Annotated in this window: 20 protein-coding genes and 1 tRNA gene; 11 read left to right on the top strand and 10 right to left on the bottom strand. The window is 69.9% G+C overall.

Features of this window, described 5'->3' with window-relative positions; translation table 11 throughout:
• Positions 1-33: 33 nt before the first annotated feature.
• Complete coding sequence (locus KUM44_RS04980) at positions 34-519, bottom strand: bacterial transcriptional activator domain-containing protein (RefSeq protein WP_217206511.1); 486 nt, start codon at positions 517-519, stop codon at positions 34-36.
• 474 nt (positions 520-993) lie between these two features.
• Here KUM44_RS04980 and KUM44_RS04975 point away from each other — a divergent pair, with 474 nt between their 5' ends.
• On the top strand, positions 994-2,592 hold the full coding sequence (locus tag KUM44_RS04975; RefSeq protein WP_254389059.1) for a DUF4041 domain-containing protein: 1,599 nt from the start codon (positions 994-996) through the stop codon (positions 2,590-2,592).
• A 10-nt stretch (positions 2,593-2,602) separates the two neighbouring features.
• Here the strand turns inward: KUM44_RS04975 and KUM44_RS46705 are convergent, their stop codons facing one another.
• The 4 genes from KUM44_RS46705 to KUM44_RS04960 form a co-directional block, all read right to left on the bottom strand.
• The gene (locus KUM44_RS46705; protein WP_302185963.1) at positions 2,603-2,731 is read right to left on the bottom strand and encodes a hypothetical protein; all 129 of its coding nucleotides are present in this window, start codon (positions 2,729-2,731) and stop codon (positions 2,603-2,605) included.
• 180 nt (positions 2,732-2,911) lie between these two features.
• Positions 2,912-2,984: transfer RNA gene (locus tag KUM44_RS04970), tRNA-Arg, on the bottom strand.
• 109 nt (positions 2,985-3,093) lie between these two features.
• Positions 3,094-3,630 carry a nuclear transport factor 2 family protein gene (locus tag KUM44_RS46700; RefSeq protein WP_302185962.1) on the bottom strand — a complete coding sequence of 179 codons (537 nt, stop codon included), beginning with the start codon at positions 3,628-3,630 and terminating at the stop codon, positions 3,094-3,096.
• A gap of 71 nt (positions 3,631-3,701) precedes the next feature.
• Positions 3,702-4,283, bottom strand: a complete 582-nt coding sequence (locus tag KUM44_RS04960; protein ID WP_217206510.1) for an isochorismatase family protein — start codon at positions 4,281-4,283, stop codon at positions 3,702-3,704.
• A 267-nt stretch (positions 4,284-4,550) separates the two neighbouring features.
• Between KUM44_RS04960 and KUM44_RS04955 the strand changes: the two genes are divergently transcribed.
• Both KUM44_RS04955 and KUM44_RS04950 read left to right on the top strand, forming a co-directional pair.
• Positions 4,551-5,555, top strand: coding sequence for a GlxA family transcriptional regulator (locus tag KUM44_RS04955; RefSeq protein ID WP_217206749.1), 1,005 nt, complete (start codon positions 4,551-4,553; stop codon positions 5,553-5,555).
• Positions 5,556-5,613: 58 nt separating this feature from the next.
• Entirely contained in the window at positions 5,614-6,291 is a 678-nt protein-coding gene (locus tag KUM44_RS04950; protein ID WP_254389057.1) for an NADPH-dependent FMN reductase, read from the top strand.
• 39 nt (positions 6,292-6,330) lie between these two features.
• Here KUM44_RS04950 and KUM44_RS04945 read toward each other — a convergent pair whose 3' ends face one another.
• Positions 6,331-8,046 (bottom strand): IclR family transcriptional regulator C-terminal domain-containing protein, encoded by a 1,716-nt coding sequence (locus KUM44_RS04945; RefSeq protein ID WP_217206509.1) that lies wholly within the window; start codon positions 8,044-8,046, stop codon positions 6,331-6,333.
• A gap of 443 nt (positions 8,047-8,489) precedes the next feature.
• Positions 8,490-9,770, bottom strand: a complete 1,281-nt coding sequence (locus KUM44_RS04940) for a M6 family metalloprotease domain-containing protein (RefSeq protein ID WP_217206508.1) — start codon at positions 9,768-9,770, stop codon at positions 8,490-8,492.
• 327 nt (positions 9,771-10,097) lie between these two features.
• On the opposite strand from KUM44_RS04940, the gene KUM44_RS04935 reads away from it, so the two are divergent.
• Together KUM44_RS04935 and KUM44_RS04930 are read left to right on the top strand one after the other, a co-directional pair.
• Positions 10,098-10,742 carry a TetR/AcrR family transcriptional regulator gene (locus tag KUM44_RS04935; RefSeq protein ID WP_217206507.1) on the top strand — a complete coding sequence of 215 codons (645 nt, stop codon included), beginning with the start codon at positions 10,098-10,100 and terminating at the stop codon, positions 10,740-10,742.
• 158 nt (positions 10,743-10,900) lie between these two features.
• Positions 10,901-12,442 (top strand): MFS transporter, encoded by a 1,542-nt coding sequence (locus KUM44_RS04930; RefSeq protein WP_217206506.1) that lies wholly within the window; start codon positions 10,901-10,903, stop codon positions 12,440-12,442.
• A 113-nt stretch (positions 12,443-12,555) separates the two neighbouring features.
• Here the strand turns inward: KUM44_RS04930 and KUM44_RS04925 are convergent, their stop codons facing one another.
• Positions 12,556-13,059: a MarR family winged helix-turn-helix transcriptional regulator gene (locus tag KUM44_RS04925; protein WP_217206505.1), complete on the bottom strand. Its 504-nt coding sequence runs from the start codon at positions 13,057-13,059 to the stop codon at positions 12,556-12,558.
• 118 nt (positions 13,060-13,177) lie between these two features.
• Between KUM44_RS04925 and KUM44_RS04920 the strand changes: the two genes are divergently transcribed.
• Positions 13,178-13,966, top strand: a complete 789-nt coding sequence (locus tag KUM44_RS04920) for a dioxygenase (protein WP_217206504.1) — start codon at positions 13,178-13,180, stop codon at positions 13,964-13,966.
• A gap of 11 nt (positions 13,967-13,977) precedes the next feature.
• Here KUM44_RS04920 and KUM44_RS04915 read toward each other — a convergent pair whose 3' ends face one another.
• Positions 13,978-14,508 (bottom strand): GNAT family N-acetyltransferase, encoded by a 531-nt coding sequence (locus KUM44_RS04915; protein WP_217206503.1) that lies wholly within the window; start codon positions 14,506-14,508, stop codon positions 13,978-13,980.
• Between the two features lie 170 nt (positions 14,509-14,678).
• On the opposite strand from KUM44_RS04915, the gene KUM44_RS04910 reads away from it, so the two are divergent.
• Positions 14,679-15,677: an RNA polymerase sigma factor RpoD/SigA gene (locus tag KUM44_RS04910; RefSeq protein ID WP_217206502.1), complete on the top strand. Its 999-nt coding sequence runs from the start codon at positions 14,679-14,681 to the stop codon at positions 15,675-15,677.
• Positions 15,678-16,100: 423 nt separating this feature from the next.
• Complete coding sequence (locus KUM44_RS04905; RefSeq protein WP_217206747.1) at positions 16,101-16,685, top strand: TetR/AcrR family transcriptional regulator; 585 nt, start codon at positions 16,101-16,103, stop codon at positions 16,683-16,685.
• Positions 16,686-16,957: 272 nt separating this feature from the next.
• Here KUM44_RS04905 and KUM44_RS04900 read toward each other — a convergent pair whose 3' ends face one another.
• Positions 16,958-17,920: a YafY family protein gene (locus KUM44_RS04900; RefSeq protein ID WP_217206501.1), complete on the bottom strand. Its 963-nt coding sequence runs from the start codon at positions 17,918-17,920 to the stop codon at positions 16,958-16,960.
• Between the two features lie 62 nt (positions 17,921-17,982).
• On the opposite strand from KUM44_RS04900, the gene KUM44_RS04895 reads away from it, so the two are divergent.
• The 3 genes from KUM44_RS04895 to KUM44_RS04885 form a co-directional block, all read left to right on the top strand.
• The gene (locus KUM44_RS04895; protein WP_374202014.1) at positions 17,983-19,557 is read left to right on the top strand and encodes an MFS transporter; all 1,575 of its coding nucleotides are present in this window, start codon (positions 17,983-17,985) and stop codon (positions 19,555-19,557) included.
• 185 nt (positions 19,558-19,742) lie between these two features.
• Positions 19,743-20,504, top strand: coding sequence for a DeoR/GlpR family DNA-binding transcription regulator (locus KUM44_RS04890; protein ID WP_217206500.1), 762 nt, complete (start codon positions 19,743-19,745; stop codon positions 20,502-20,504).
• Positions 20,505-20,516: 12 nt separating this feature from the next.
• Positions 20,517-21,203, top strand: a 687-nt coding sequence (locus tag KUM44_RS04885; RefSeq protein ID WP_217206499.1) for a 1-phosphofructokinase family hexose kinase, incomplete at its 3' end; no start/stop codon positions are given.

Genomic DNA, 21,203 nt, shown 5'->3' with positions numbered 1-21,203 from the left:
TAGGCGTCCAGGCCCATGCCGGCCAAGCCATGATCATTCGGCCAGAGATGTCACATGCGCGAGCTCGAACGCGGGCTCGACTCCGAGCTCCTTCCGCAGGCGGCGCCGGAATTCTTGGTACAACTCCGTGGATCTTCCCGGGGCGCCCAGCTTCAGGTGGGCACGTATCAGAAGAAGATGGCTGGGCTCGTCAAGCGGTTCCCACGTGACCAGGAGCTCCGCGATCTCGACGGCTTCCCGCAGTCGCTCGCCGGACAGCAGGATCTCGCCCGCTTCACGCAGGGCATAGAACCTGCGCTGATCCCACGTCCTTTGATGTTCCTCAATCCATGGCGAATGCACGTCGACCAACAGAGGGAGCAGCAGCAGTTCGAGATCGTTGGTGAGGGATGGCGTGTGCGGCCAGTCCGGGTGGGCGAGAGCATCGTGTGCCTGCTGCCAGTCGCTCGTGAGCACTTCCGAGATGCGTACGGTCTCGCCCTCCGTGATCACCAGCTCCCGGGGTGCGGCCTGGTTCACCCGCCACAGCAGTCGGCTCGGCCTGCGCCGCCCGAGGCGCTCCGCCTTGTCAGGCCACAGGGATCTGATGATCGCGGAGCGGTGAGCGGTTCGCCCTTCGCGCAGTTCGAGGTAGGCCAGAAGCTCCGCGGTCTGCGGTGGTAGGCGGTAGGACTCGTCGGGTCTCCTGGGTCTCGGTCGGCTTCGCAACCCCGAGCTACCAAGAGGCCCTGTTCTCATGCCCACAGCCGACGCCGATCACCCGATCGAGACTCCTGTTCGACACACACCCCTCAAGATCGGAACGACAACAGCGTCTAACGGCTCCCTGCGGCTCACCCACCTCGTCGGATCTGCTGCCAGGAGGGCCAAAAACAGGAGATGGCAGGACGAAGGTCCACAAGGCCGAGTACGTTCGACTCGGCCCGCTGGCTGCCGGACGGCATCGGGGTTACGTCGGCCGTCTCTCGCCCTCGCGACAGGAGTCGTTGCCCCATGACCTACCGGTTCAACCCGCCGCCCACCTGGCCCGCCCCGCCGGAGGGGTGGAGCCCGCCACCGGGCTGGGAACCGGATCCCGCATGGCCCACACCCCCAGGCTGGCAGATCTGGATCCCGGAAGGGGCCGTGCCGCAGCCGAGCGCACCCGTTCCTCGGCAGTCCCCCTACGGTCCCCAGGCGACGGTCCCGGCCACAGGCGGTGGCCTGTTCGGCCGGCGCCGTAAGCAAGCGGAGTCCGAGGCGGCGCGTCTGGCGGGCGAGCTGGCGCTGATGGAAACACAGGTACGCGGACTACAGGAAGACAACCGTCAGCTGACGGAGCAATTGAGTCGTCTCATCGGAGCCGACAGCGCTCAGATAGCCGCCGAGCAGCAGCGACTGCGCCGCGCGCATGAGGAGAAGCTCCAAGAGATCGGACGGATCGACGCTCTCCTCGACGAGAAGATAGAGCACGCCGCCGAGAGCGCCGCGCAGTCCCTGGTTGACGTGCGCCGCCAAGCCGACGACATGGCTCGCCAGACGGCGGAGGCCGAACAGCGCCTCACGGCCGCGCGCCGGGATCTGGTGCTCACCGATGAGACGCGGATGCTGCAAGAGGCCGGCATTTACGAGTACCGCCATCCGCTCGCCGACGCGCTCGCCTACAAGGACCGGCTCGACAGTCTCAAGGCCCGCTACAAGCAGTTGGCGAGGGACGATCGGGCCGTGCTCGGGAACCAGTACTGGATGGTGGACGGCTCAGCTGCCAAGGGCCGCAAGATGGTCCGTGACTTCTCCAAGCTGATGCTGCGCGCGTACAACGCCGAGGCGGACAACGCAGTGCGCGGCATGAAGCCGCACCGGCTCGACTCGCTGATCGACCGGCTCGGCAAGACGCGGGAGTCGATCGCCCGGCTCGGCGCCACCATGCAGATCAGCATCGGCGATGACTACCACCGGCTGCGGGTGCAGGAGTTGGAGCTGACGGCCGACTACCTGGTGAGGAAGGAGGCCGAGCGGGAGGAGCAGCGGGAGCTACGGGCCCAGCAGCGCGAGGAGGAGCGCCTGCAGCGCGAGATCGAGCGCGAGCGTCAGCGGCTGGAGAAGGAACGCAGCCACTACGAGAGCGCCCTGCGCCGCCTGCGCTCCGGCACCGGCGATGCGGCCGCCATCGCCGAACTCGAAGGAAAACTCGCCGAGTTGGGCGCCGAACTGGAGGCGGTCGAGGCCCGCGAGGCCAACATCCGGGCCGGATATGTCTACGTCATCTCCAACGTCGGAGCGTTCGGCGAACGCATGGTCAAGATCGGTATGACCCGGCGCCTCGATCCCATGGACCGCGTCATCGAACTCGGGGACGCGTCCGTCCCCTTCCGCTTCGACGTACACGCCCTGATCTTCAGTGAGGACGCCGTCGGCCTGGAACGCCGCCTGCACCAGGAGTTCGAGTCCCGCCGCGTCAACCGGGTCAACCTCCGCCGGGAGTTCTTCTACGTCACACCGGCAGACGTACGCGCCGCCCTGCAGCGGCTCGCCGGACAGCACCTCCTGGAGTTCCAGGACACGCCCGAGGCTCCTGAATGGAGGGCCAGCCAGACCGCTGCCGGGCGGTGACGGGCTCGACTCAGTCGACCTCGTCGGGTGCGTCCAGGCGGCAGGCGGCGCCATCCAGACTGATCCAGGTGACGTTGGAGGTACTTCCTGCCGCCAGGTGAGCGGTCACATCTCCGGTTGGGGTGATCGCGAGCCACACGGACACCTACACCTTGCTGATGCCCCAGTTCGAGCAGGAGGCCGCCGACGACCCCGTGGGGTCGGTAGAAAACCCGTAACTAAGACGTCGCCTAGCGTTACCTCCCCGCATACACGAAAACAGCCCCTCGGAGATCACTCCGAGGGGCTGTTCGAAGCCCCGTGCCTGGTCAGGCACCTGTGCCCCCGGCAGGATTCGAACCTGCGACACCCGCTTTAGGAGAGCGGTGCTCTATCCCCTGAGCTACGAAGGCAAGGAACATCCGGATCTCGCGGAGATCCGGCGCCTAGCCTAGCGGATGCGGGATCGGTCGTGGGCAGGTTCTCGTTTGCGCAGGTCAGGCGTGGCTGTGCGCCGGTGTATTAGCGGCCCGCGGGGGCTGCTCTGGTCCTTCGGATCTTGGCCGTGCGGGCCGGGACCAGGCCGGCCGGGAGGTGGGAGGGGTGCCCTGGGGCCAGGCCTCGCGGAGGGATGTGGCGGAGATGCGCCAGCCGTCGGGCGTTTTGACGACTTCTGTGTCGGAGTGGCCGGCGGAGAGGAAGACGTCGGCCGAGCCGTCCGCCAGGACGTGCGGGACGTGGGTGCTGAGACTGCGCGCCGCGGGCCGTGACTCGGGGGCCGTCGATCTCGATGACGGTGTTGGTGCCGAGATGCACGGTGCGGTCGAACAGGGTCATTCCCTGGCGGACATGGGCCGGCAGGGCAGCGCGGCCGTGGACGGTGCCGATGGGCATCTCCGCGGTCACGTGCTCGGTGTGGAAGGCGTCGGCCCACTCCTGGTCGAAGACGCCGTCGTCCAGGGAGCGCAGGTAGCGGTCCAGCAGGTCGGTGATCTCGGCGCGGTCGGTCAGGTGCTGGTGCTGGCGCTGGCGCTGTCGGTCTATCCCGTTGGTGTTCATGCGGGAAGACTCCTTCCTCAAGCTTGCTCGAGGTCAAGGGCGCCTCTCCCGTCGCGCCGCCGTCCGACGCGTTAGACCAGCTCGCTCCCCGACGCGACCACGACCCCGTACGCATCCGCGATGGCCGCAAGCGCACTGCGGTGCAGTTCGTCGGCGGTGACGTCGACGATCGACCTGGTGGCGCACGTGTCCGCCGGGACCGTGGGCTCGTTGCCGCGCAGGGCGGCCGACGCGGACGTGTACGCGACGCACATGTGGGTCATGAACCCGGCGATGATCACGGTCTCGTTCCCGGCTTCGTCCACGAGCTTGCCGAGGTCGGTTCCGTGGAAGGAGTCCGGGGCCTGCTTGACGACCACGGGCTCGCCCTCGATCGGCGCCACGCTGGGGTGGATCCGGCCGATGTCCTGGCGGATGTCGTAGAGCGAACCCTCTCCGTCATCGTGCTGGACGTGGATGATCGCGGCGCCGGCCGCGCGGGCCCGGGACAGCAGGTCCGACGCGGCGTCCAGGGCCGGCTGCCAGCCGTCGAGTTCCATCGCGCCGCGGGTGTAGGTGTTCTGGTAGTCGACGAGGATGAGGGTCGAGGACGCGAGGGCGGCCGGCGTGCTGTTGTCGGCACCGGCGAGTTCGCGCAACGTCTTGCTCGGCACAGTCGTCTCCAAGGGGCGGGGGAGTGGGTGGGTGGGGGTGTGGTGAGTGGGGTTCAACAGTCCGTTGAGCTGTCCGTACAACCGTCCGTTCAACGGTCCGTACAACCCTCCGTTCAACGGTCCGTTCATCGGACCGTTCAACAGCGTGGTCAACAGTCCGTTGAACCCGTATGCGACGCTACGGCCCGGACCGAAGCACCCGCAATGACGCACTACTTGCAGAAACCGACGCCGGCGGGGCAGCACGTCAGCGCGGCACAGGGTGGGGTGGGGAACGTGAACCGGTTGATCGTGATCGTGCTGTTCGAAGGCGTCGATCTCCTCGACGTCACCGGCCCGCCGGAGGTCTTCTCTCTCGTCCCCAGGGAAGCCACCGAACAGGGCGGCTACGAGGTCGTACTGGCCGCCGAGACGCTGGAGCCGGTGACCACGGCGGCCGGGGTGCGGATCCTGCCCGACGCCACGTTCGACGAGGTCGGCGCGCGGGCGATCGACACCCTGCTCGTGCCCGGCTCGGTCGAGGTCGACAGCGAGCAGCGCATCCACCCCGTTGCCGAGCCCGGCACGGTGGCCCGGGTGAAGGCGCTGGCCGGACGCACCCGGCGCGTGGCCTCGGTGTGCGTCGGTGCGCACATCCTCGCCGCCGCGGGGCTCCTCGACGGCAAGCGCGCCACGACGCACTGGTCGACCGCGCAACGGCTCGCCGCCGACCATCCCGCGGTGCTGGTCGACCCGGATCCGATCTTCATCCGTCAGCAGGGGGAGCACGGTGAGGTCTGGACCGGTGCGGGTATCAGCGCCTGCCTCGACCTGTCCCTCGCGCTCGTCGCGGAGGACTTCGGGGAGAGCGTCGCGTTGCGCGTGGCCCGGCGGCTCGTGATGTATCTGAAGCGGCCCAGCGGGCAGTCGCAGTTCAGCGTGCCGTTGGAGCAGGTGTCCACGACCCGGCGCGTCGAGGATCTGCGGCATCACATCCTGAACAACCTCGACCGACGCCTCACCGTCCCGGACCTGGCCGCGTACATGCACGTCGGTGACCGTCAGCTCACCCGGATCTTCAAGACCGAACTCGGTACGACGCCGCACGCCTACGTCGAGTCGGCCCGGGTGGAGCGAGCCGCCAACCTGCTGGAGACCACCGACGACACGCTGGAACGCGTCGCCTCCCGTTGCGGGTTCGGCACCGTCGACACCCTCATCCGGGCGTTCCGCCGCCGCCTTGCCACTACGCCGAGCGAGTACCGGGCCAGGTTCCGCATTGACCTCAAGTGAACTTGAGATTTTACGTTGCCTCTACCGACCTCCCCTCACGGAATCGAGGCACACGCCCATGTCCAACTCCATGTCCAACCCCACCTCCACCCTCACGTCCCGGACCTCCCCGGCCCGCCACTCCTCCCACTCCTCCCAGCCCTCCCAGCCCTCCCAGCCCCCACTCAAGATCGGCGTCCTCATCGGCAGCGTCCGCCCCGGCCGCTTCGCCGACAAGGTGGCCCGGTGGTTCGTGTCGGAGATCGGGCGGCGGGACGACATGGAGACCCATGTCATCGATCTCTCCGAACCCGCCCTCGCCGACGAACTCAAGCTCACCCTGGAGCGCTCCGACGCCCCGGGCGACGCGCCGACCCTCGCCCAACGCATCGAAGGCCTCGACGGGTTCGTCGTCGTCACGCCCGAGTACAACCACGGCTACCCGGCCGCCCTGAAGCTGGCCATCGACTACGTCTACCGGGAGTGGCGGGCCAAGCCGGTCGGGTTCGTGTCGTACGGAGGCATGGCCGGCGGACAGCGGGCCGTGGAGCAGCTGCGGCAGGTATTCGCCGAACTGCACGCCGTCACCCTGCGCGACACCGTCAGCTTTCACATGGCCTGGGAGCAGTTCGACGAGGCCGGGCGGCCGCACGATCAGGACGGGACCGGCAAGGCCGCCGCCGTGCTGCTGGATCAGCTCGCCTGGTGGGGGCTCACCCTGCGCGAGGGCCGCGCCGCCAGGCCCTACGACGGCTGAAACCGAAGCGGTCCCGAATACCAGCGAGCCCCGCGGGCCTCAAGCCATCGCCACCCGGGCGAACCGGCCCGCCACCCGCAGATCCCCCTCCACCCGACCCGCCGTCTCCATCAACACCGGCAGCACGTCCCGCACGCACTCCTCCACCGAGCGCCGAGCAGCGTGCATCGCCACGTTCACCGCCGCGACGACCCGCCCCGTACGGTCGCGCACCGGTACCGCCACCGACCGCAGCCCCGCCTCCAACTCCTCGTCGACCAGGGCGTATCCCCGCTTCCGGACGTCCTCCAGGGTGGCCCGCAGCGTCGCGGGGTCCGTGGTCGTACGCGGGGTCAGGGGAGACAGGTCGCCCAACTTCCGCTCCTCGGGCGGGAGATCGGCCAGCAGCACCCGGCCCAGGGACGTGGCGTAGGCCGGCAGTCGGGTGCCGACCGTGACGTTGACGCTCATCACGCGGCTGGTGGCGGCCCGGGCGGTGTACTGGACCTCCTCGCCCGACGGCGTCAGCACCGCAAGGGACGCCGACTCGTGGACGCGGTCGGCCAGTTCGGCCAGATGCGGGGTCGCGATCTGTGCCAGCGAGACGCGGGACAGGGGCGGGTAGCCGAGGGACAGGACGCGAGGGGTCAGCGCGAAACCCCGGTTCCCCGACTGGCGTACCAGGCCGAGATGTTCGTAGGTGATGAGCGCGCGGCGTGCCGTGGCCCGGGCCAGCCCGGTGGCACGGGCCACGTCCGTGAGGGTCAGCTCGGCCCGGCCCTCGCCGAAGGCGGTCAGCACGGTCAGCCCGCGCGCCAGTGACTCGACGAACTCCCTGCCGAGTTCCTGCTTGGAAGCCCCCGTCCAGACGGCGAGGCCCGCCGGAGCCGTGCCGGGGCGCGGCTCCGGCGCCTCACGCAGCTCGCGTTCCATCTCCGCGACCGCGGCCCGCAGCCGGGGGAGGAGCGTGTCGCGCAGGTCAGTGGCGGTGTGCCGGCTCGTGTGGCTCACCACGCTCGCCACACACGCGATCCGACCGCCACCCGCACGCGGATCACGCGGATCACGCGGATCACGTTGATCACGTTGATCACGCGGATTACGTACCGGCACGGACACCGCCACCAACCCCGGCTCGATCAACTGGTCGTCCAGCGCCCAGCCGTCCTCCCGCGCCCGCTGCGTCCGGCGGGCGAAGTCCTCGTCGGAGGACAGGTGTTCCCGGGGCGGTACGGCCGAAAAGCCCCGGTCCTCCGGGTCCGCCGCCCGGCGTTCGCGCCAGGCGTGCCACCGTGCGTCCGTCCACTCCGTGGCGAACAGCGGGCCCGGCGCGGTGCGTTCGGCCGGGAGCAGGTCGCCGATGCGGAAGCTGAGGGACATCGCGCGGCGGCGGGTGGCCTGGTGGATGAAGCGGATGCCGTCGCGGTCGCCGACCGCCAGCGACACCGACTCGTCCAGGTCGTCGGCGAGTGCGTCCGCGTGGGCGGAGAGGAGGGCGGGCAGGCCGAGGGCGGCCAGGTAGGCGTTGCCCAGTTCCATGACGGGGGGTGCCAGCAGCACGTCGCGTCCGTCGAGACGGACGTACCCCATGCGGGCGAGCGTGGCGGCGATCCGGTCCACCGTGGAGCGCGCGAGTCCGGTGGCCCGCTCCAGTCCGCTCGCGCTGAGTGTGCCGTCGGCCTCTGTCAGCTGCCGCAGTACCGCGACGCCACGGATCAGCGGTGTGACCGCCTCGGGGGGTACGGTGCGGTCGTCCATGGGCGTCTTCGCGGGCATCGGTTCTCCGGTCGGCGTTCGTGGCAGGGCCAACCGTAAGTGGTTCTCGCCCCCGCCGCCCCTACCCGTCCCATCCCCAGGGGCTCCGCCCCTTCGACCCCGCCAGGGGGCTCCGCCCCCTGGACCCCCGCTCCTCAAACGCCGGAGGGGCTGAAGAAGCCAGACGCCGGAGGGGCTGAGAAGCCAGACGTCGAGGGCTGAAAGCCAGACGCCGGAGGGGCTCAGAAGCCAGACGTCGAGGGCTGAAAGCCAGACGCCGGGGGAAAAGGCCAGACGGCGCAGGGGCTGAGAAGCCAGACGGCGCAGGGGCTGAAAAAGCCAGACGCCGGAAGGACTGAGAAGCCAGGCGCCGGAAGGACTGAGAAGCCAGGCGCCGGAAGGACTGAGAAGCCAGGCGCCGGAAGGGCTGAAAGAGCCAGGCGCCGGAGGGGCTGGAAATGCCCCTACTCCCGTGTCACCCGCACCCGATACCCCCCGTCCACATCCGCCCCCACCACCTCCACCCGCACCCCCCGCTTCTCGTCCCGGAATTCCTCCCCCGGCACGAACGTCGCGTCCGAGAGCTCGGCGTGGACGTTCGGGCTGCGTGTGCAGCCGCCGCTGTCCTCGTGGGAGTCGAGGACCTTCACCGGGCCCATCCCGGTGTCGACGTCGGCGTCGACCTTGTAGATCAGGACGCCGGGGCGGCACACGGCCTCGTCGTTGCCCTCGCGGGTGCGCAGTTCGACGGCGTAGCCGGTGCGGCGGTCCAGTGGTACGAACACCAGCTTCGGGCCGCCCTCGCGGGCGAGCGGCGTCAGGGGGTACTCGGCCGTGCCGGGCGTGGCCACGCAGCGGACCTGGGCCGCGTCCAGCCAGCCCAGCTTCCACTTGTGCCAGCCGAGCAGGTCGTTGTTGGCCCCCCAGTCCTCGCTCATGATGTCCCAGTGGCCGACCGTGCCCCCGCCCTCGGCGGTGTAGAGGTCGGGCAGACCGAAGACATGGCCGTTCTCGTGGGGGAGGACGCGGTAGCCGGTGCGGTGGTAGGTGCCGGAGCCGTCGTCCTGGCGGGAGTAGACGAAGGACGCGTTGGTCACCGAGACGCCGTCGGCCACCGGCGCCTCCGCGTTGCCCGCGAAGGTCACGGACAGGACCGTGTCCAGGGCCGAGGGGCCGGCGTTCGGGGTCACCAGTACGTTCAGGAAGTCGTACGACCGGAAGTCCACCTTGGGATCGGCCGCGACCACGATGTCCTGGACCAGCTTCCGGTACCCGGGATCGAAAGGCGCGCCGCGCTCTATGCCGTACGCCCGGAACGACTTGGGCATCCTCAGCCAGCGGGGGACCGGGGTCTCGGGGCGGTAGTCGAGGCGGCCGTAGGAGCTGGTGCGGAACCAGTTCTGGGTCTGCGGGAAGAACTCCGCGAAACGGTCGAAGGCCTTGCCCGGGCCGGGTGCGTCGGAGAAGTCGACCATCAAGGTGAGGGCGCGGACGGTGCCGGTGGAGCGGGCGTAGCCACGGGTGGTCGGCATGCCTTCCGACATCTGGACGGTGGGCCGGCCGCTGATCAGACAGGGGCCGAGTGCGGAGGAGTGGACCGGAGGCATCGGGCTGGCTCCGGCCGCCGTCGAGGTACCCGCCGTGAGGTGTCCGGTGCCTGCCGAGGTGCTGACCGCCACGGTCAGGACGGTCACGGAGGCGAGGGCGGCCACACGGCGGGGGCGTATCCGACGCTTCGGCTGCATGCATGGGCCCTTCAGTCCATGGCAGCCGCCGGACTGCGTGCTGCACCCTCTCGATCACCCTGTGGGGAGGGCTGCGCGGGCGCGCGCTGGAGGAGACCGAACGTGGGTTCTTCCGCCAACTGCTTGTGACTCAGGTCACATAAAATCTGATGCGGGACGGGAAATAACCGGGGACCCTCTCCCCGTTTAGCCATGTGTCCGAGCGAAACGGGGAGACCTTCCCCGGATCGCCGCCACATCAGCATCACCTCAGCAGCATCACTTGAGCAGCATCACTTCAGCAGCATCACTTCAGCAGCATCACTTCAGCAGCATCAGGAGTACGCCGTGCAGACCGTGACCCCCGTAGCGCGCAAGGCGCCCCGGCCGCGCGCCGACGCCCTGCGCAACCGGGAGCGGATCGTCACCGCCGCCCGGGAGATGTTCGTCGAGTTCGGCCCGGACGTGCCGCTCGACGAGATCGCCCGCCGGGCCGGTGTCGGCAACGCCACGGTGTACCGCAACTTCCCCGACCGCGACGCGCTGGTCCGCGAGGTCGTCTGCTCCGTCATGGACCGTACGGTGGCGGCGGCCGAACTCGCGCTCGCGCAGACCGGGGATGCCTTCGAGGCCCTGGAGCGCTTCGTGCACACCGCGGCCGACGAGCGGATCAGCGCGCTGTGCCCGATGATCCAGAGCACCTTCGACGCGAACCACCCGGACCTGGAGGTCTCGCGGGTGCGGTCCGAGCAGCTGATCGGGGCGATCATGGACCGCGCCAAGGCGGCCGGCCAGCTCCGCTCCGACGTGGACGTCGGCGACGTCATGATCGCCGTGGCCCAGCTCAGCCGGCCTCCGGCAGGCACCGGGTGCGCCAACGCCGACCGCTACGTCCACCGCCATCTGCAGCTGTTCCTGGACGGACTGCGGGCCCCGGCCCGCTCGGTCCTGCCGGGTACGGCGCTGACCATGGAGGACCTGCGCCAGGCCTGACCGATCAGTTCAGAGCGCCACAGCAGTCATCACACCGGCGCTCGTCGCCGCACCGATTCTCACCGGCCGTCACAGCCGACGAGCCGTCCCCTTGAGTCACCTTTTTCGTTCCGCCAGACGCCCTTTTTCCGTCACGAAGTCCCGAAGTGGGTACCCCCATGTCCGAAACGGCCGCAAAGGCTCCAGGCAGCACCCTCGGTGCCGCCGATTCCAACCGCTGGAAAGCGCTCGTCTTCATCGCGCTGGCCCAGCTCATGGTCGTCCTCGACGCGACCATCGTGAACATCGCCCTGCCCTCCGCCCAGCAGGACCTGGGCATATCGGAGGGCAACAAGCAGTGGGTCGTCACGGCCTACGCCCTCGCCTTCGGCGGTCTGCTGCTGTTCGGCGGCCGTATCGCCGACCTCTGGGGCCGCAAGCGGGCCTTCGTCATCGGTCTCGGCGGCTTCGCCGCGGCCTCCGCGCTGGGTGGCGCGGCCACCAACGAGGCCATGATGTTCGGCGCCCGCGCCCTCCAGGGTGCCTTCGGCGCGCTGCTCGCCCCGGCCGCGCTCTCGCTGCTCGCCGTGATGTTCACCGACGCCAAGGAGCGCGCGAAGGCGTTCGGCATCTACGGCGCCATCGCCGGTGGTGGCGGTGCCGTCGGTCTGATCCTCGGCGGTTTCCTCACCGAGTACCTGGACTGGCGCTGGACGTTCTTCGTGAACATCCCGTTCGCCGTCATCGCCGCGGCCGGTGCCTGGTTCGTCATCCGTGAGCCGGAGGGCGGCCGCAACCGCTCCTCGCTCGACATCCCCGGCGTGATCCTGTCCACCCTCGGTCTGGTCTCGCTGGTCTACGGCTTCACCCGCGCCGAGTCCGAGGGCTGGGGCGACTCGATGACGGTCGGCATGTTCGTCGCCTCCGGCGTGCTGCTGCTGGCCTTCGTCCTCGTCGAGGCCAGGGTCAAGGCCCCGCTGCTGCCGCTGCGCGTGATCACCGAGCGCAACCGCGGCGGTGTCTACCTCTCGCTCGGCCTCGCGATCATCGCGATGTTCGGCCTGTTCCTCTTCCTCACCTACTACCTTCAGATCGTCAAGGGCTACTCGCCGGTGAAGACCGGCTTCGCCTTCCTGCCGATGATCGCGGGCATGATCGTCGGGTCCACCCAGATCGGCACCCGGCTGATGACCCGGGTGGCGCCGCGACTGCTGATGGGTCCCGGCTTCCTGGTCGCCGCGCTCGGCATGCTGCTGCTGACCCAGCTGGAGATCGGCTCTTCGTACACCACGCTCCTGCTGCCGGCGATGGTCCTGCTCGGCCTCGGCATGGGTACGGCGTTCATGCCGGCCATGTCCCTGGCCACGCTGGGCGTCAAGCCGCAGGACTCCGGTGTCGCCTCCGCCATGGTCAACACCTCGCAGCAGGTGGGCGGCGCGATCGGTACGGCCCTGCTGAACACGATCGCCGCCTCGGCCACCACGTCCTACATCGCCGACCACATCGCCGGCGCGTCCAGCCGGTCCCAGCAGCAGCTGGTCCAGCTGGAGGGCATGGTGCAGGGCTACACCAGCGCCATCTGGTTCGCCGTCGGCATCCTGGTCGTGGCCGCGGCCATCGCCCTGACCTTCATCAACGCCGGCCGGCCGGGCGGTACGACGGTGGGGTCCTCCGAGGAGGGCGCGGCGGAGGAGGTGCCGGTTCCGGTCGTCGCGCACTGAGCCCGACGACGACCGTCCCGGCCGTACCCCTCGGGACTCGGCCTACGTACGGGGATGGGGACGCTCCGTACGTACGGCCGCCAGGACCTGCCCCGGCTCCCTGAATGAGCGGTTCAGCGGAGCCAGGGCAGGTCCGCACCTGCTTCGCTCGGCTGTAGGCCCTCGGCGACGATCCGCATGATCTCGCCGAGGGCTTTCTGCTGTTCGGTGGTGAGCCGGTCGAACATCGCCTGCTGTACGGCCTCCACATGGCCCGGCGCCGTCTGCCGCAGCACGTCCTGGCCCGCGTCCGTCAGCACCGCGAACTGGCCCCGCTTGTCGTCGGGGCAGTCCTCGCGCCGCACCCAGCCGTTCTTCTCCAGCCGGGCGACGGCGTGCGAGAGACGGGAGCGGGTGATCTTGGCGTACATCGCCAGCTCGGTCATCCGCAGCCGGCGGCGCGGTGACTCGGCGAGCTTGACCAGAAGGCCGTAGTAGACGTGCGGCATGCCGGCGTCCCGCTGGAGCTGGCGGTCCAGGTGGTCCTCGAGGAGCGTGGTCGCGTCGATGTAGGAACGCCATACGCGCTGCTGCTCGTCGGTGAGCCAGCGCGGTTCCGAGGTCGATGCCGTATTCATGTACTCCACTGTACGAGAGCTCTCCTTGAAATTTTAATTACCTGGGCGTACGGTCTTCAACAGGGAAGCTTTAGATTTGAAGCATTTGGGCTTCGGGCCCCAGGAGGGAGTCGCCGTCATGTCCGCCGCCACGCAGGAGCGCATGCCTGCCCTCTATCTCAGCCACGGCGCACCGCCGCTCGCGGACGACCGGATCTGGCCCGCCGAGCTCGCCGCATGGTCCGCCGACCTGCCACGCCCGAAGGCGATCCTCATGGTCTCCGCCCACTGGGAGGAGGCTCCGCTCGCCATCGGTGCCACCGAGACCGTTCCTCTCGTCTACGACTTCTGGGGATTTCCCGAGCACTACTACCAGGTGACCTATACGGCCCCCGGCGCTCCCGAACTCGCCGAGTCCGTACGGAAGCTGCTGCGCGCCCCCGGCACGCCCGTCCAGGACATCCCGGACCGCGGCCTCGACCACGGCGCCTACGTTCCGCTCGTCGAGATGTACCCCGCCGCCGACATCCCTGTCCTACAGATCTCCATGCCGACCCTCGACCCGGTGAAACTCATGGAGATCGGCCGCAAGCTGGCGCCGCTGCGTGACGAGGGCGTGCTGATCGTCGGCTCCGGCTTCTTCACCCACAACCTGGCCGCCCTCCGCCAGGGCGGCATCCCCGCCTGGTCCGTGGAGTTCGACGACTGGGGCCGCCGGGCCCTGGAGACCCGCGACTGGGACTCACTCCTGGACTTCCTCCACAAGGCCCCGGCCGGCCGCTACGCCCACCCGCGCACCGAGCACTTCGCCCCGCTGTTCGTGACGATGGGCGCGGCGGACGCGGCGGGCGAACTGGAGGCCACGCAGAGGTCGGTGATCGACGGCTTCTGGATGGGCCTGGCGAAGCGCTCGGTGCAGTTCGGCTGAGCCGCGCCGCCTCAGAGCTCCTTCTCGTACCAGGCGACGTCCCAGTACCGGCCGAACTTGCGCCCCACCTCCCGGTACGTGCCGACGTGCCGGAAGCCGAACCGCTCGTGCAGCCGGGCGGACGCCTCGTTCGGCGTGACGATCCCGGCGTAGGCGCGATGCACGTCCTCCTCCGCCAGGGCCTCGAACAGGGCCTTGTAGAGAAGGGTGCCGACGCCCCGCCGCCCGGCGTCCGGCGCGAGGTAGACGGTGACCTCCACCGAGGTGCCGTACGCGGGCTTCGGCCGGAAGGCGCTGGACGTGGCGTAGCCCAGAATCCGCTGTGACTTCCCTCCGGACCCGCCCTCCACGGCAACCATCAACCGGTGCGGGCCGTCTTCAGGGTGGGAGAGCAGCCAAGGGCGGCGTTCTTCCGGCGTGAAGACAGCAGTATCGAACGTGATGGGCGTCTCACGTACATAGTGGTTGTAGAGGTCGGTGAGGGCTTCGAGGTCACCCTCGACTCCCGGTCTGACCTGCACCTCTGTACGTCCCGACGGCATCGTTCCTCCTCATGTGGCCGGACAGGGTACTGCAAGATCAGAAAAATAGGGGTGCGGGTTGGGAATTCTGTCCTGATTCCAGTCGTTGTTTCCATCGGATGCAGGGCACTCGAGGAGAGTCCCAAGCGTTCAAGGACCACCCGCCCGCCCCACATCGCAAGGGAGCACGCATGGCAACCCGTGCCGTCGCCCGTCGTCAGTCCGCCACCGGCGAGGCCGTCGACGCGGCAAGCAGTGTTCGCGCCCATGGCGGCGAGATCGCGGACCGCGACCTGGTCGGCATGTACCTCGACGAGATCGCGCGCACGCCGCTTCTCGACGCAGCCAAAGAGGTCGAGCTGTCGCAGATCATCGAGGCGGGTGTGTTCGCAAGGCAGGTCCTCGACGGATGCGAGGAGGCCAAGGCGGACGCCACCCGCGAAGAGCTGGAAGCCCTGGTCGCCGAGGGCGAGCGGGCCAAGGACATCTTCATCCGCTCCAACCTCCGTCTGGTCGTCGCGGTGGCCCGCCGCTACCCGCGCAGCGGCCTGCCCCTCCTCGACCTGATCCAGGAGGGCAACGCCGGTCTGGTGCGCGCGGTGGAGAAGTTCGACTACCGCAAGGGCTTCAAGTTCTCGACGTACGCGACCTGGTGGATCCGCCAGGCCATCACCCGCTCGATAGCCGACCAGTCCCGCACGATCCGCCTCCCCGTCCACCTGGTGGAGGAGCTCGGCCGCATCCGCCGAGTCCAGCGCGAGTTCAACCGCGAGCACGGCCGAGACCCGGAGCCCGCCGAGATCGCCGCCGAGCTCGGCTCCAACGCGGACCGGGTGATCGACGTCCTGGACTGGGCCCGCGACCCGGTCTCCCTGAACATGTCGGTGGACGACGAGGGCGAGACCCAGTTCGGCGACCTCCTGGAAGACACCTCCGCGGTCTCCCCGGAGCAGTCGGTCCTCACCCTCCTGCGCAGCGAGGAACTGGACGACCTGATCGGCCGCCTGGACCAGCGCACGGCCTCCATCATCAAGATGCGCTACGGCATCGACGACGGCCGCGAGCGCACGCTGACCGAGGTCGGCAAGGAGCACGGCCTCACCCGCGAGCGCATCCGCCAGATCGAGAAGCACGCCCTGCTGGAGCTGAAGAAGCTAGCCCGCAGCACCGGCTTCGACGCGGCGGCGTAGTCGACCCGGGGGCGTGCGACCACCGGCGGTCGCGTACGCCGGGTGGCGAAAGACCGCGCAAACATGGCGATGTAACGCCGCTTCAACCGACAGGCCCCCGGGAACAAGCCCTTAGGGCAAGGGAGTTCGGGCTCTGGACCCACCCGGGGCCCCATCCCGCACCGCCCCCACAGACCAAGTCCCGACGCACTCCCCCCGGCGCCGGGACTTTCCCCGAGCCGGGCTTCGGCGCCCATCCCCCCTGGGTGCCGGGCCCGGCTCCTCTTCGGCTGGAACCCCTTCGCAACCGTTGGAAGGGCGGGCCACCCCGTACCTGAACCACGGGGTGGCCCACCCGAATGGCAGATTGTGTCACATGGGCATAGCCTGCCGAACGTGAGCACCTCCCCCTCCCTCACAGAGCGACGCAAGGCGGCGACCCGCATGGAGATCGCCCGAGCCGCGGCCGCCCTCTTCGTGAAGCAGGGCCTGCGGGCCACCCGAGCCGAGGACATCGCCCAGGCCGCCGGCATCGCCCCGCGCACCTTCTACCGCTACTTCGCCACCAAGGAGGAGGCGGTGGCCCCCCTCTACACGGCCGGCGCCACCCGCTGGACAGAGGCAGTCCGCGACGCCCCCACCGACCTCTCCGTCCCCCAGGCCCTGGAACACGCCCTCCACCACACCCTCACCCCGGGCGCAGGCATCTCGGAGTCCTCCTGGCAATGGGTCCGCACCCTGGTCCGCCTGGCCATCTCCAGCCCGGCCCTACGCAAGGTCTGGGCCGAGGCCTGCCATGACTCCGAGCGAACCCTGGCCGAGGCCCTGTCAACAAGAACCGGCCAAGACAACGTTGCCGCCCTGAACTTCGCAGCAGCCGTAGCGGCCGCCGCCGTCCGGGTAGCGGTAGAAACCTGGGCCTCCGGCAACGCCCCCGCCGACGGCCCCGAGGGCCCGGCAGCCCTGGCCCAGGCCAACCTGGCGGCGTTGAGGAACTTCCCTTGGACGGGCATGGGCGGGCACCAGTAAGACGTCGGCTGCGGGCTAGTGGGGGCCGGCCGCGCAGTTCCCCGCGCCCCTAGGGGTTGGGCCGCACCGAGACGCGCTCGCAGCCGCCCGCGGTGTGAAGGGGCCGTGTCGGGGGGTGTCCGCCCGCAGCGGCGGGCGTCAACGCAGAGCACATCTTGAACTCACCGAGCCGCCCGACCGAGGACGGACACCCCCCGGCGCGGCCCCGCCCCCCAACGCACCGCAAGGCGCTACGCGAACCCCCACCGAAGAGCCACGGGCCGCCGCAGGCATCAAGCCCCGGCCCGCGTCAACCGCCCACCCAACTCCCGAACGCACCGCACCAGTTCCCCCGGCCCCTCCACCGAGAACTCGCACCCCACCATCGCCAACCGCACAGCCAGCCACTCCACAGGCTCACTCACAGCCGCCCGCACCCGGCACCCACCCCCGCCCACCGCCTCCGGCACCCCCAACCACGGAGGCAACCGAGCCCCGACAACCTCCACCCCCGCAGCGAACGTGACCATCACCTCGTACGTCTCCTGCCGAGGCCGAATCGACTGCCGCAAATACTCCGCCGCGCTCCCCGTCGGCAACTCCCGCTCGGCGAACCGCACCCCGGTGGCAAACGGCTCACTCACCCGGTCGACCCGGAACGTACGCCAGTCGCCCCGATCGAGGTCGTACGCCACGAGGTACCACCGCCGCCCCGTCGACACCAGCCGGTGCGGCTCGGTCACCCGCCGCGACCCGGCCCCGTCCTTCGCCCGGTACGCGAACCGCAACCGTTCGCGCCCCGCCACGCACGACGCCATCACGGTCAGCGTCTCGGGCGCGATGCTCGCCCCGTCCCCACTGGTCAACGGCGTGGTCGCGGCCTGAAGCGTGCTCACCCGGTGCCGCAGCCGCGACGGCAGCACCTGCTCCAGTTTGGCCAGCGCCCGAACCGACGCCTCGTCGACGCCCTCGACCGCGTGCCCCGCGCCCGCCCGCAGCCCGACCGCGATGGCCACGGCCTCCTCGTCATCCAGCACGAGCGGCGGCATCGCCTTGCCCGCGACCAGCCGATACCCCCCGTCGGCGCCCTTGGTCGCCTGCACGGGATACCCCAGCTCCCGCAATCGGTCGATGTCCCGCCGGACCGTACGCCGGGACACCCCGAGCCGATCGGCGAGCTCGCCGCCGGGCCATTCGCGGGGCGTCTGAAGAAGCGAGAGGAGCGTCAGCAGCCGTGCCGGAGTATCCGTCGTCATGATTCCGAGCATGCCGCACCACTAGGACACCATCTGACCTATTGCCGGACTACCTTCAAGCCATGACCTCAGCCGAGACAGAACAAACACCCAAGCCCCACCCCAAGCCCCACCCCGCGGCACAGCCCACCGCGCAGCCCGCCGCAGGCGACCGCCGCCGCTGGTTCGCCCTGGCCATCGTGATGACCGCGGCGTTCATGGACCTGGTCGACGTCACGATCGTCAACATCGCCATCCCGTCGATCCGGCGCGAGGCCGGCGCGACGTTCGGCCAGATCCAGTGGATCACCGCCGGCTACGCCCTGGCGTTCGCCGCGGGCCTGATCACGGGTGGCCGTCTCGGCGACATACATGGCCGCAAGCGACTGTTCCTGATCGGCATCGGCGGCTTCACCCTCGCCTCGGCCCTGTGCGGCTTCGCCGTGAACCCGGAGATGCTGGTCGCCTCCCGCATCCTCCAGGGCGCGATGGCCGCCCTGATGGTCCCGCAGGTCCTGTCGATCGTGCACGCCACCTTCCCGGCACACGAACGCGGCAAGGTCTTCGGCCTGTTCGGTGCGGTCGTCGGCCTCGGCGCGGTCACCGGCCCCCTGCTCGGCGCCCTGCTGACGGAGTGGAACCTCTTCGGCCTCGAATGGCGCCCGATCTTCCTGATCAACCTCCCGGTCGGCATCGCGGGCCTGATCCTCGGCAGCCGTTTCATCACCGAGTCCAAGGCACCCAGGGCCCTGAAGCTGGACCTCGTCGGCGTCGCCCTCGTCACGCTCGGCCTGCTGATGCTGCTCTACCCGCTGATCCGCGGCCGTGAGCTGGGCTGGCCGACGTGGGGGTACGTGATGATGGCGGGGGCGCTCGTCGTCCTCGGGGCGCTGGTGGCGTACGAGAAGAGGAAGGCCACCCGCGACGGCTCCCCGCTGATCGAGCTCTCCCTGTTCAAGGTGAAGAGCTTCGCGGCCGGCATCGCCGTCCAGACCGTCTTCGGCGTGGCGCTCGGCATCTTCTTCCTGGTCTGGACGCTGTACATGCAGTTCGGCCTGGGCTGGAGGCCGCTGAAGGCCGGCCTGACCGGCATCCCGTTCTCGATCGCCGTGTCGACGGCGGCCGGCATGTCGGTCCAGAAGCTGGTCCCGCGCTTCGGCCGCAAGGTGCTCCAGGCGGGCGCGCTGGTGATGGCGCTCGGCGTCCTGGTCTACATCTGGGAGGCGAACCGTTACGGCCTGTCCATCGCCCCCTGGCAGATGGCGCTGCCCCTGGTCGTGATGGGCGTCGGCATGGGCCTGATCGTGGCGCCGCTGACGGACGCGATCCTCTCCGAGGTGCCGCGCGAGCACGCCGGTTCGGCGTCGGGCCTCATCAACACGGTGCAGCAGATGGGCAACGCGCTGGGCCTCGGCCTGGTCTCGGTGGTGTTCTTCGGAGTCGTCGACGACCGGCTGCCCCAGGCCGCGCAGACTCCGCAGGCGACTGCGGCGGCCTTCACGGACGGCTTCCAGCACGCGCTGGGCTGGGTGGCCGCGGTGATGGGCGTGATCTTCCTGCTGATGTTCGCGCTGCCGGGCCGCCCGGCGCAGCACGTCGAGGGAGCGGCAGAGGGGCCGGCGCCGACCCCGGAGAAGGAACCGGCGCTGGTGTCATGACAACGGGGCAGGGGTGAGGGGCCCGGCACTTCGGTGCCGGGCCCCTCGTCATGTCTCCTCACCTCAGAGCCCGTCGGCGAGCCCGTTCATGCCCGATTGAGCCCGAACCTGTTTACTTTCCGGAAATCCGGGCGTAGCCTCCCAGCGAAACCACAAGTTCGGGCACAGTTCGGAGGCGAACGGACATGTACGCACCGGAGCGGCAGCAGGAGATCCTCCGGCTGGCTCGTGACGGCGGCCGAGTGGACGTCCTGTCGCTGGCCGAGGAGTTCCAGGTGACGGCGGAGACGATCCGCCGGGACCTGAAGGCCCTGGACCGGGCCGGACTCGTACGCCGTGTGCACGGTGGCGCGATCCCGGCCGGGCGCCTGGACTTCGAGCCGGACCTCGCCGAACGGGAGTCGACGGCGGCCGACGAGAAGGACCGCATCGCGAAGGCGGCCCTCGCCGAGCTGCCCACCGAGGGCACGATGATCCTCGACGCCGGTACGACGGTGGCCCGCATGGCCGCCGCGCTGCCGCTGGAGGCGTCGCTCACCGTCGTCACCCACAGCCTGCCCATCGCGGCCCGCCTCGCGGACCACCCCAGCGTCCAGCTCCACCTGGTCGGAGGGCGGGTACGGCACCGTACGCGCGCCGCCGTGGACGCCTGGGCGCTGCGGGCGTACGGCGAGATCCGCGCCGACGTCCTGTTCGTCGCGGCCAACGGCTTCTCCGCCGAGCACGGTCTGACCACCCCCGACCTCGCCGAGGCCGCGGTGAAGCGCGCGGCCGTCGCCGCCGCCCGCCGTGTGGTGCTGCTCGCCGACTCCTCCAAGCACGGCCAGGAGCACTTCGCCCGCTTCGGTGACCTGAGCGACGTGGACCTGCTGATCACCGACAGCGGGCTGAGCCCCGAAGACGCCACCGCGATCGAGCGCGGCGGCACGGAAGTGCTGTGTGTTTAGAAACGAGTGCGCATGATCCTCACCGTCACCCCGAACCCGTCCCTGGACCGCACCTACGAGGTGCCCTCCCTCGACCGCGGCGAGGTCATCCGCGCCACCGGCGAGCGCATGGACCCGGGCGGCAAGGGCGTGAACGTCTCGCGGGCCGTCGCGGCCGCCGGGCAGCGCACGGTCGCGGTGCTGCCCCTGGGCGGCGCGCCCGGCGCGCTCGTCGCCGACCTGCTCGACGCCCAGGGCATCGAGGTCGCACCCGTCCCGGTCGCCGGAGCCACCCGCTCGAACATCGCGCTCGCGGAGTCGGACGGCGTGCTCACGAAGATCAACGCGCCCGGCCCCGAGCTGTCGGCGGCCGAGCAGGAGCTGCTCCTGGAGACGGTGCGTGAGCAGTCGCGCGACGCCGCCTGGATCGCCTGCTGCGGCAGCCTGCCGCGTGGGCTCGCCCCGTCCTGGTACGCCGATGTGGTCACCCGGGCGCACGCAGGGGGTGCGCGTATCGCCCTGGACACCTCCGGGCCCGCCCTCCTCGAAGCCCTGCGCGCCCGTCCCGATGTGGTGAAGCCGAACGCCGAGGAGCTCGCGGAGGCGGTCGGGCGCCCCCTGACCACCGTAGGCGACGCACTGAAGGCCGCCGAGGAACTGCGCGAGATGGGCGCCGGCGCCGTACTGGCGAGCCTGGGCGCGGACGGGCAGCTGCTCGTG

Origin of the sequence: Streptomyces sp. AC550_RSS872 (assembly GCF_019049285.1) — a bacterium.
Classification (GTDB): Bacteria; Actinomycetota; Actinomycetes; order Streptomycetales; family Streptomycetaceae; genus Streptomyces.
Note: the sequence above shows the minus strand (reverse complement) of the source record. Positions and strands in the feature narration are given on the sequence as shown.

What these genes read in the sequence shown, in the direction of transcription:
- KUM44_RS04895 (WP_374202014.1), top strand. Translation starts at nt 17,983, where the DNA reads ATGACCTCAGCCGAGACAGAACAAACACCCAAGCCCCACCCCAAGCCC.
- KUM44_RS04920 (WP_217206504.1), top strand. Translation starts at nt 13,178, where the DNA reads ATGTCCGCCGCCACGCAGGAGCGCATGCCTGCCCTCTATCTCAGCCAC.
- KUM44_RS04910 (WP_217206502.1), top strand. Translation starts at nt 14,679, where the DNA reads ATGGCAACCCGTGCCGTCGCCCGTCGTCAGTCCGCCACCGGCGAGGCC.
- KUM44_RS04915 (WP_217206503.1), bottom strand. Translation starts at nt 14,508, where the DNA reads ATGCCGTCGGGACGTACAGAGGTGCAGGTCAGACCGGGAGTCGAGGGT.
- KUM44_RS04930 (WP_217206506.1), top strand. Translation starts at nt 10,901, where the DNA reads ATGTCCGAAACGGCCGCAAAGGCTCCAGGCAGCACCCTCGGTGCCGCC.
- KUM44_RS04940 (WP_217206508.1), bottom strand. Translation starts at nt 9,770, where the DNA reads ATGCAGCCGAAGCGTCGGATACGCCCCCGCCGTGTGGCCGCCCTCGCC.
- KUM44_RS04925 (WP_217206505.1), bottom strand. Translation starts at nt 13,059, where the DNA reads ATGAATACGGCATCGACCTCGGAACCGCGCTGGCTCACCGACGAGCAG.
- KUM44_RS04975 (WP_254389059.1), top strand. Translation starts at nt 994, where the DNA reads ATGACCTACCGGTTCAACCCGCCGCCCACCTGGCCCGCCCCGCCGGAG.
- KUM44_RS04905 (WP_217206747.1), top strand. Translation starts at nt 16,101, where the DNA reads ATGGAGATCGCCCGAGCCGCGGCCGCCCTCTTCGTGAAGCAGGGCCTG.
- KUM44_RS04890 (WP_217206500.1), top strand. Translation starts at nt 19,743, where the DNA reads ATGTACGCACCGGAGCGGCAGCAGGAGATCCTCCGGCTGGCTCGTGAC.
- KUM44_RS04950 (WP_254389057.1), top strand. Translation starts at nt 5,614, where the DNA reads ATGTCCAACTCCATGTCCAACCCCACCTCCACCCTCACGTCCCGGACC.
- KUM44_RS04900 (WP_217206501.1), bottom strand. Translation starts at nt 17,920, where the DNA reads ATGACGACGGATACTCCGGCACGGCTGCTGACGCTCCTCTCGCTTCTT.
- KUM44_RS04945 (WP_217206509.1), bottom strand. Translation starts at nt 8,046, where the DNA reads ATGCCCGCGAAGACGCCCATGGACGACCGCACCGTACCCCCCGAGGCG.
- KUM44_RS46700 (WP_302185962.1), bottom strand. Translation starts at nt 3,630, where the DNA reads ATGAACACCAACGGGATAGACCGACAGCGCCAGCGCCAGCACCAGCAC.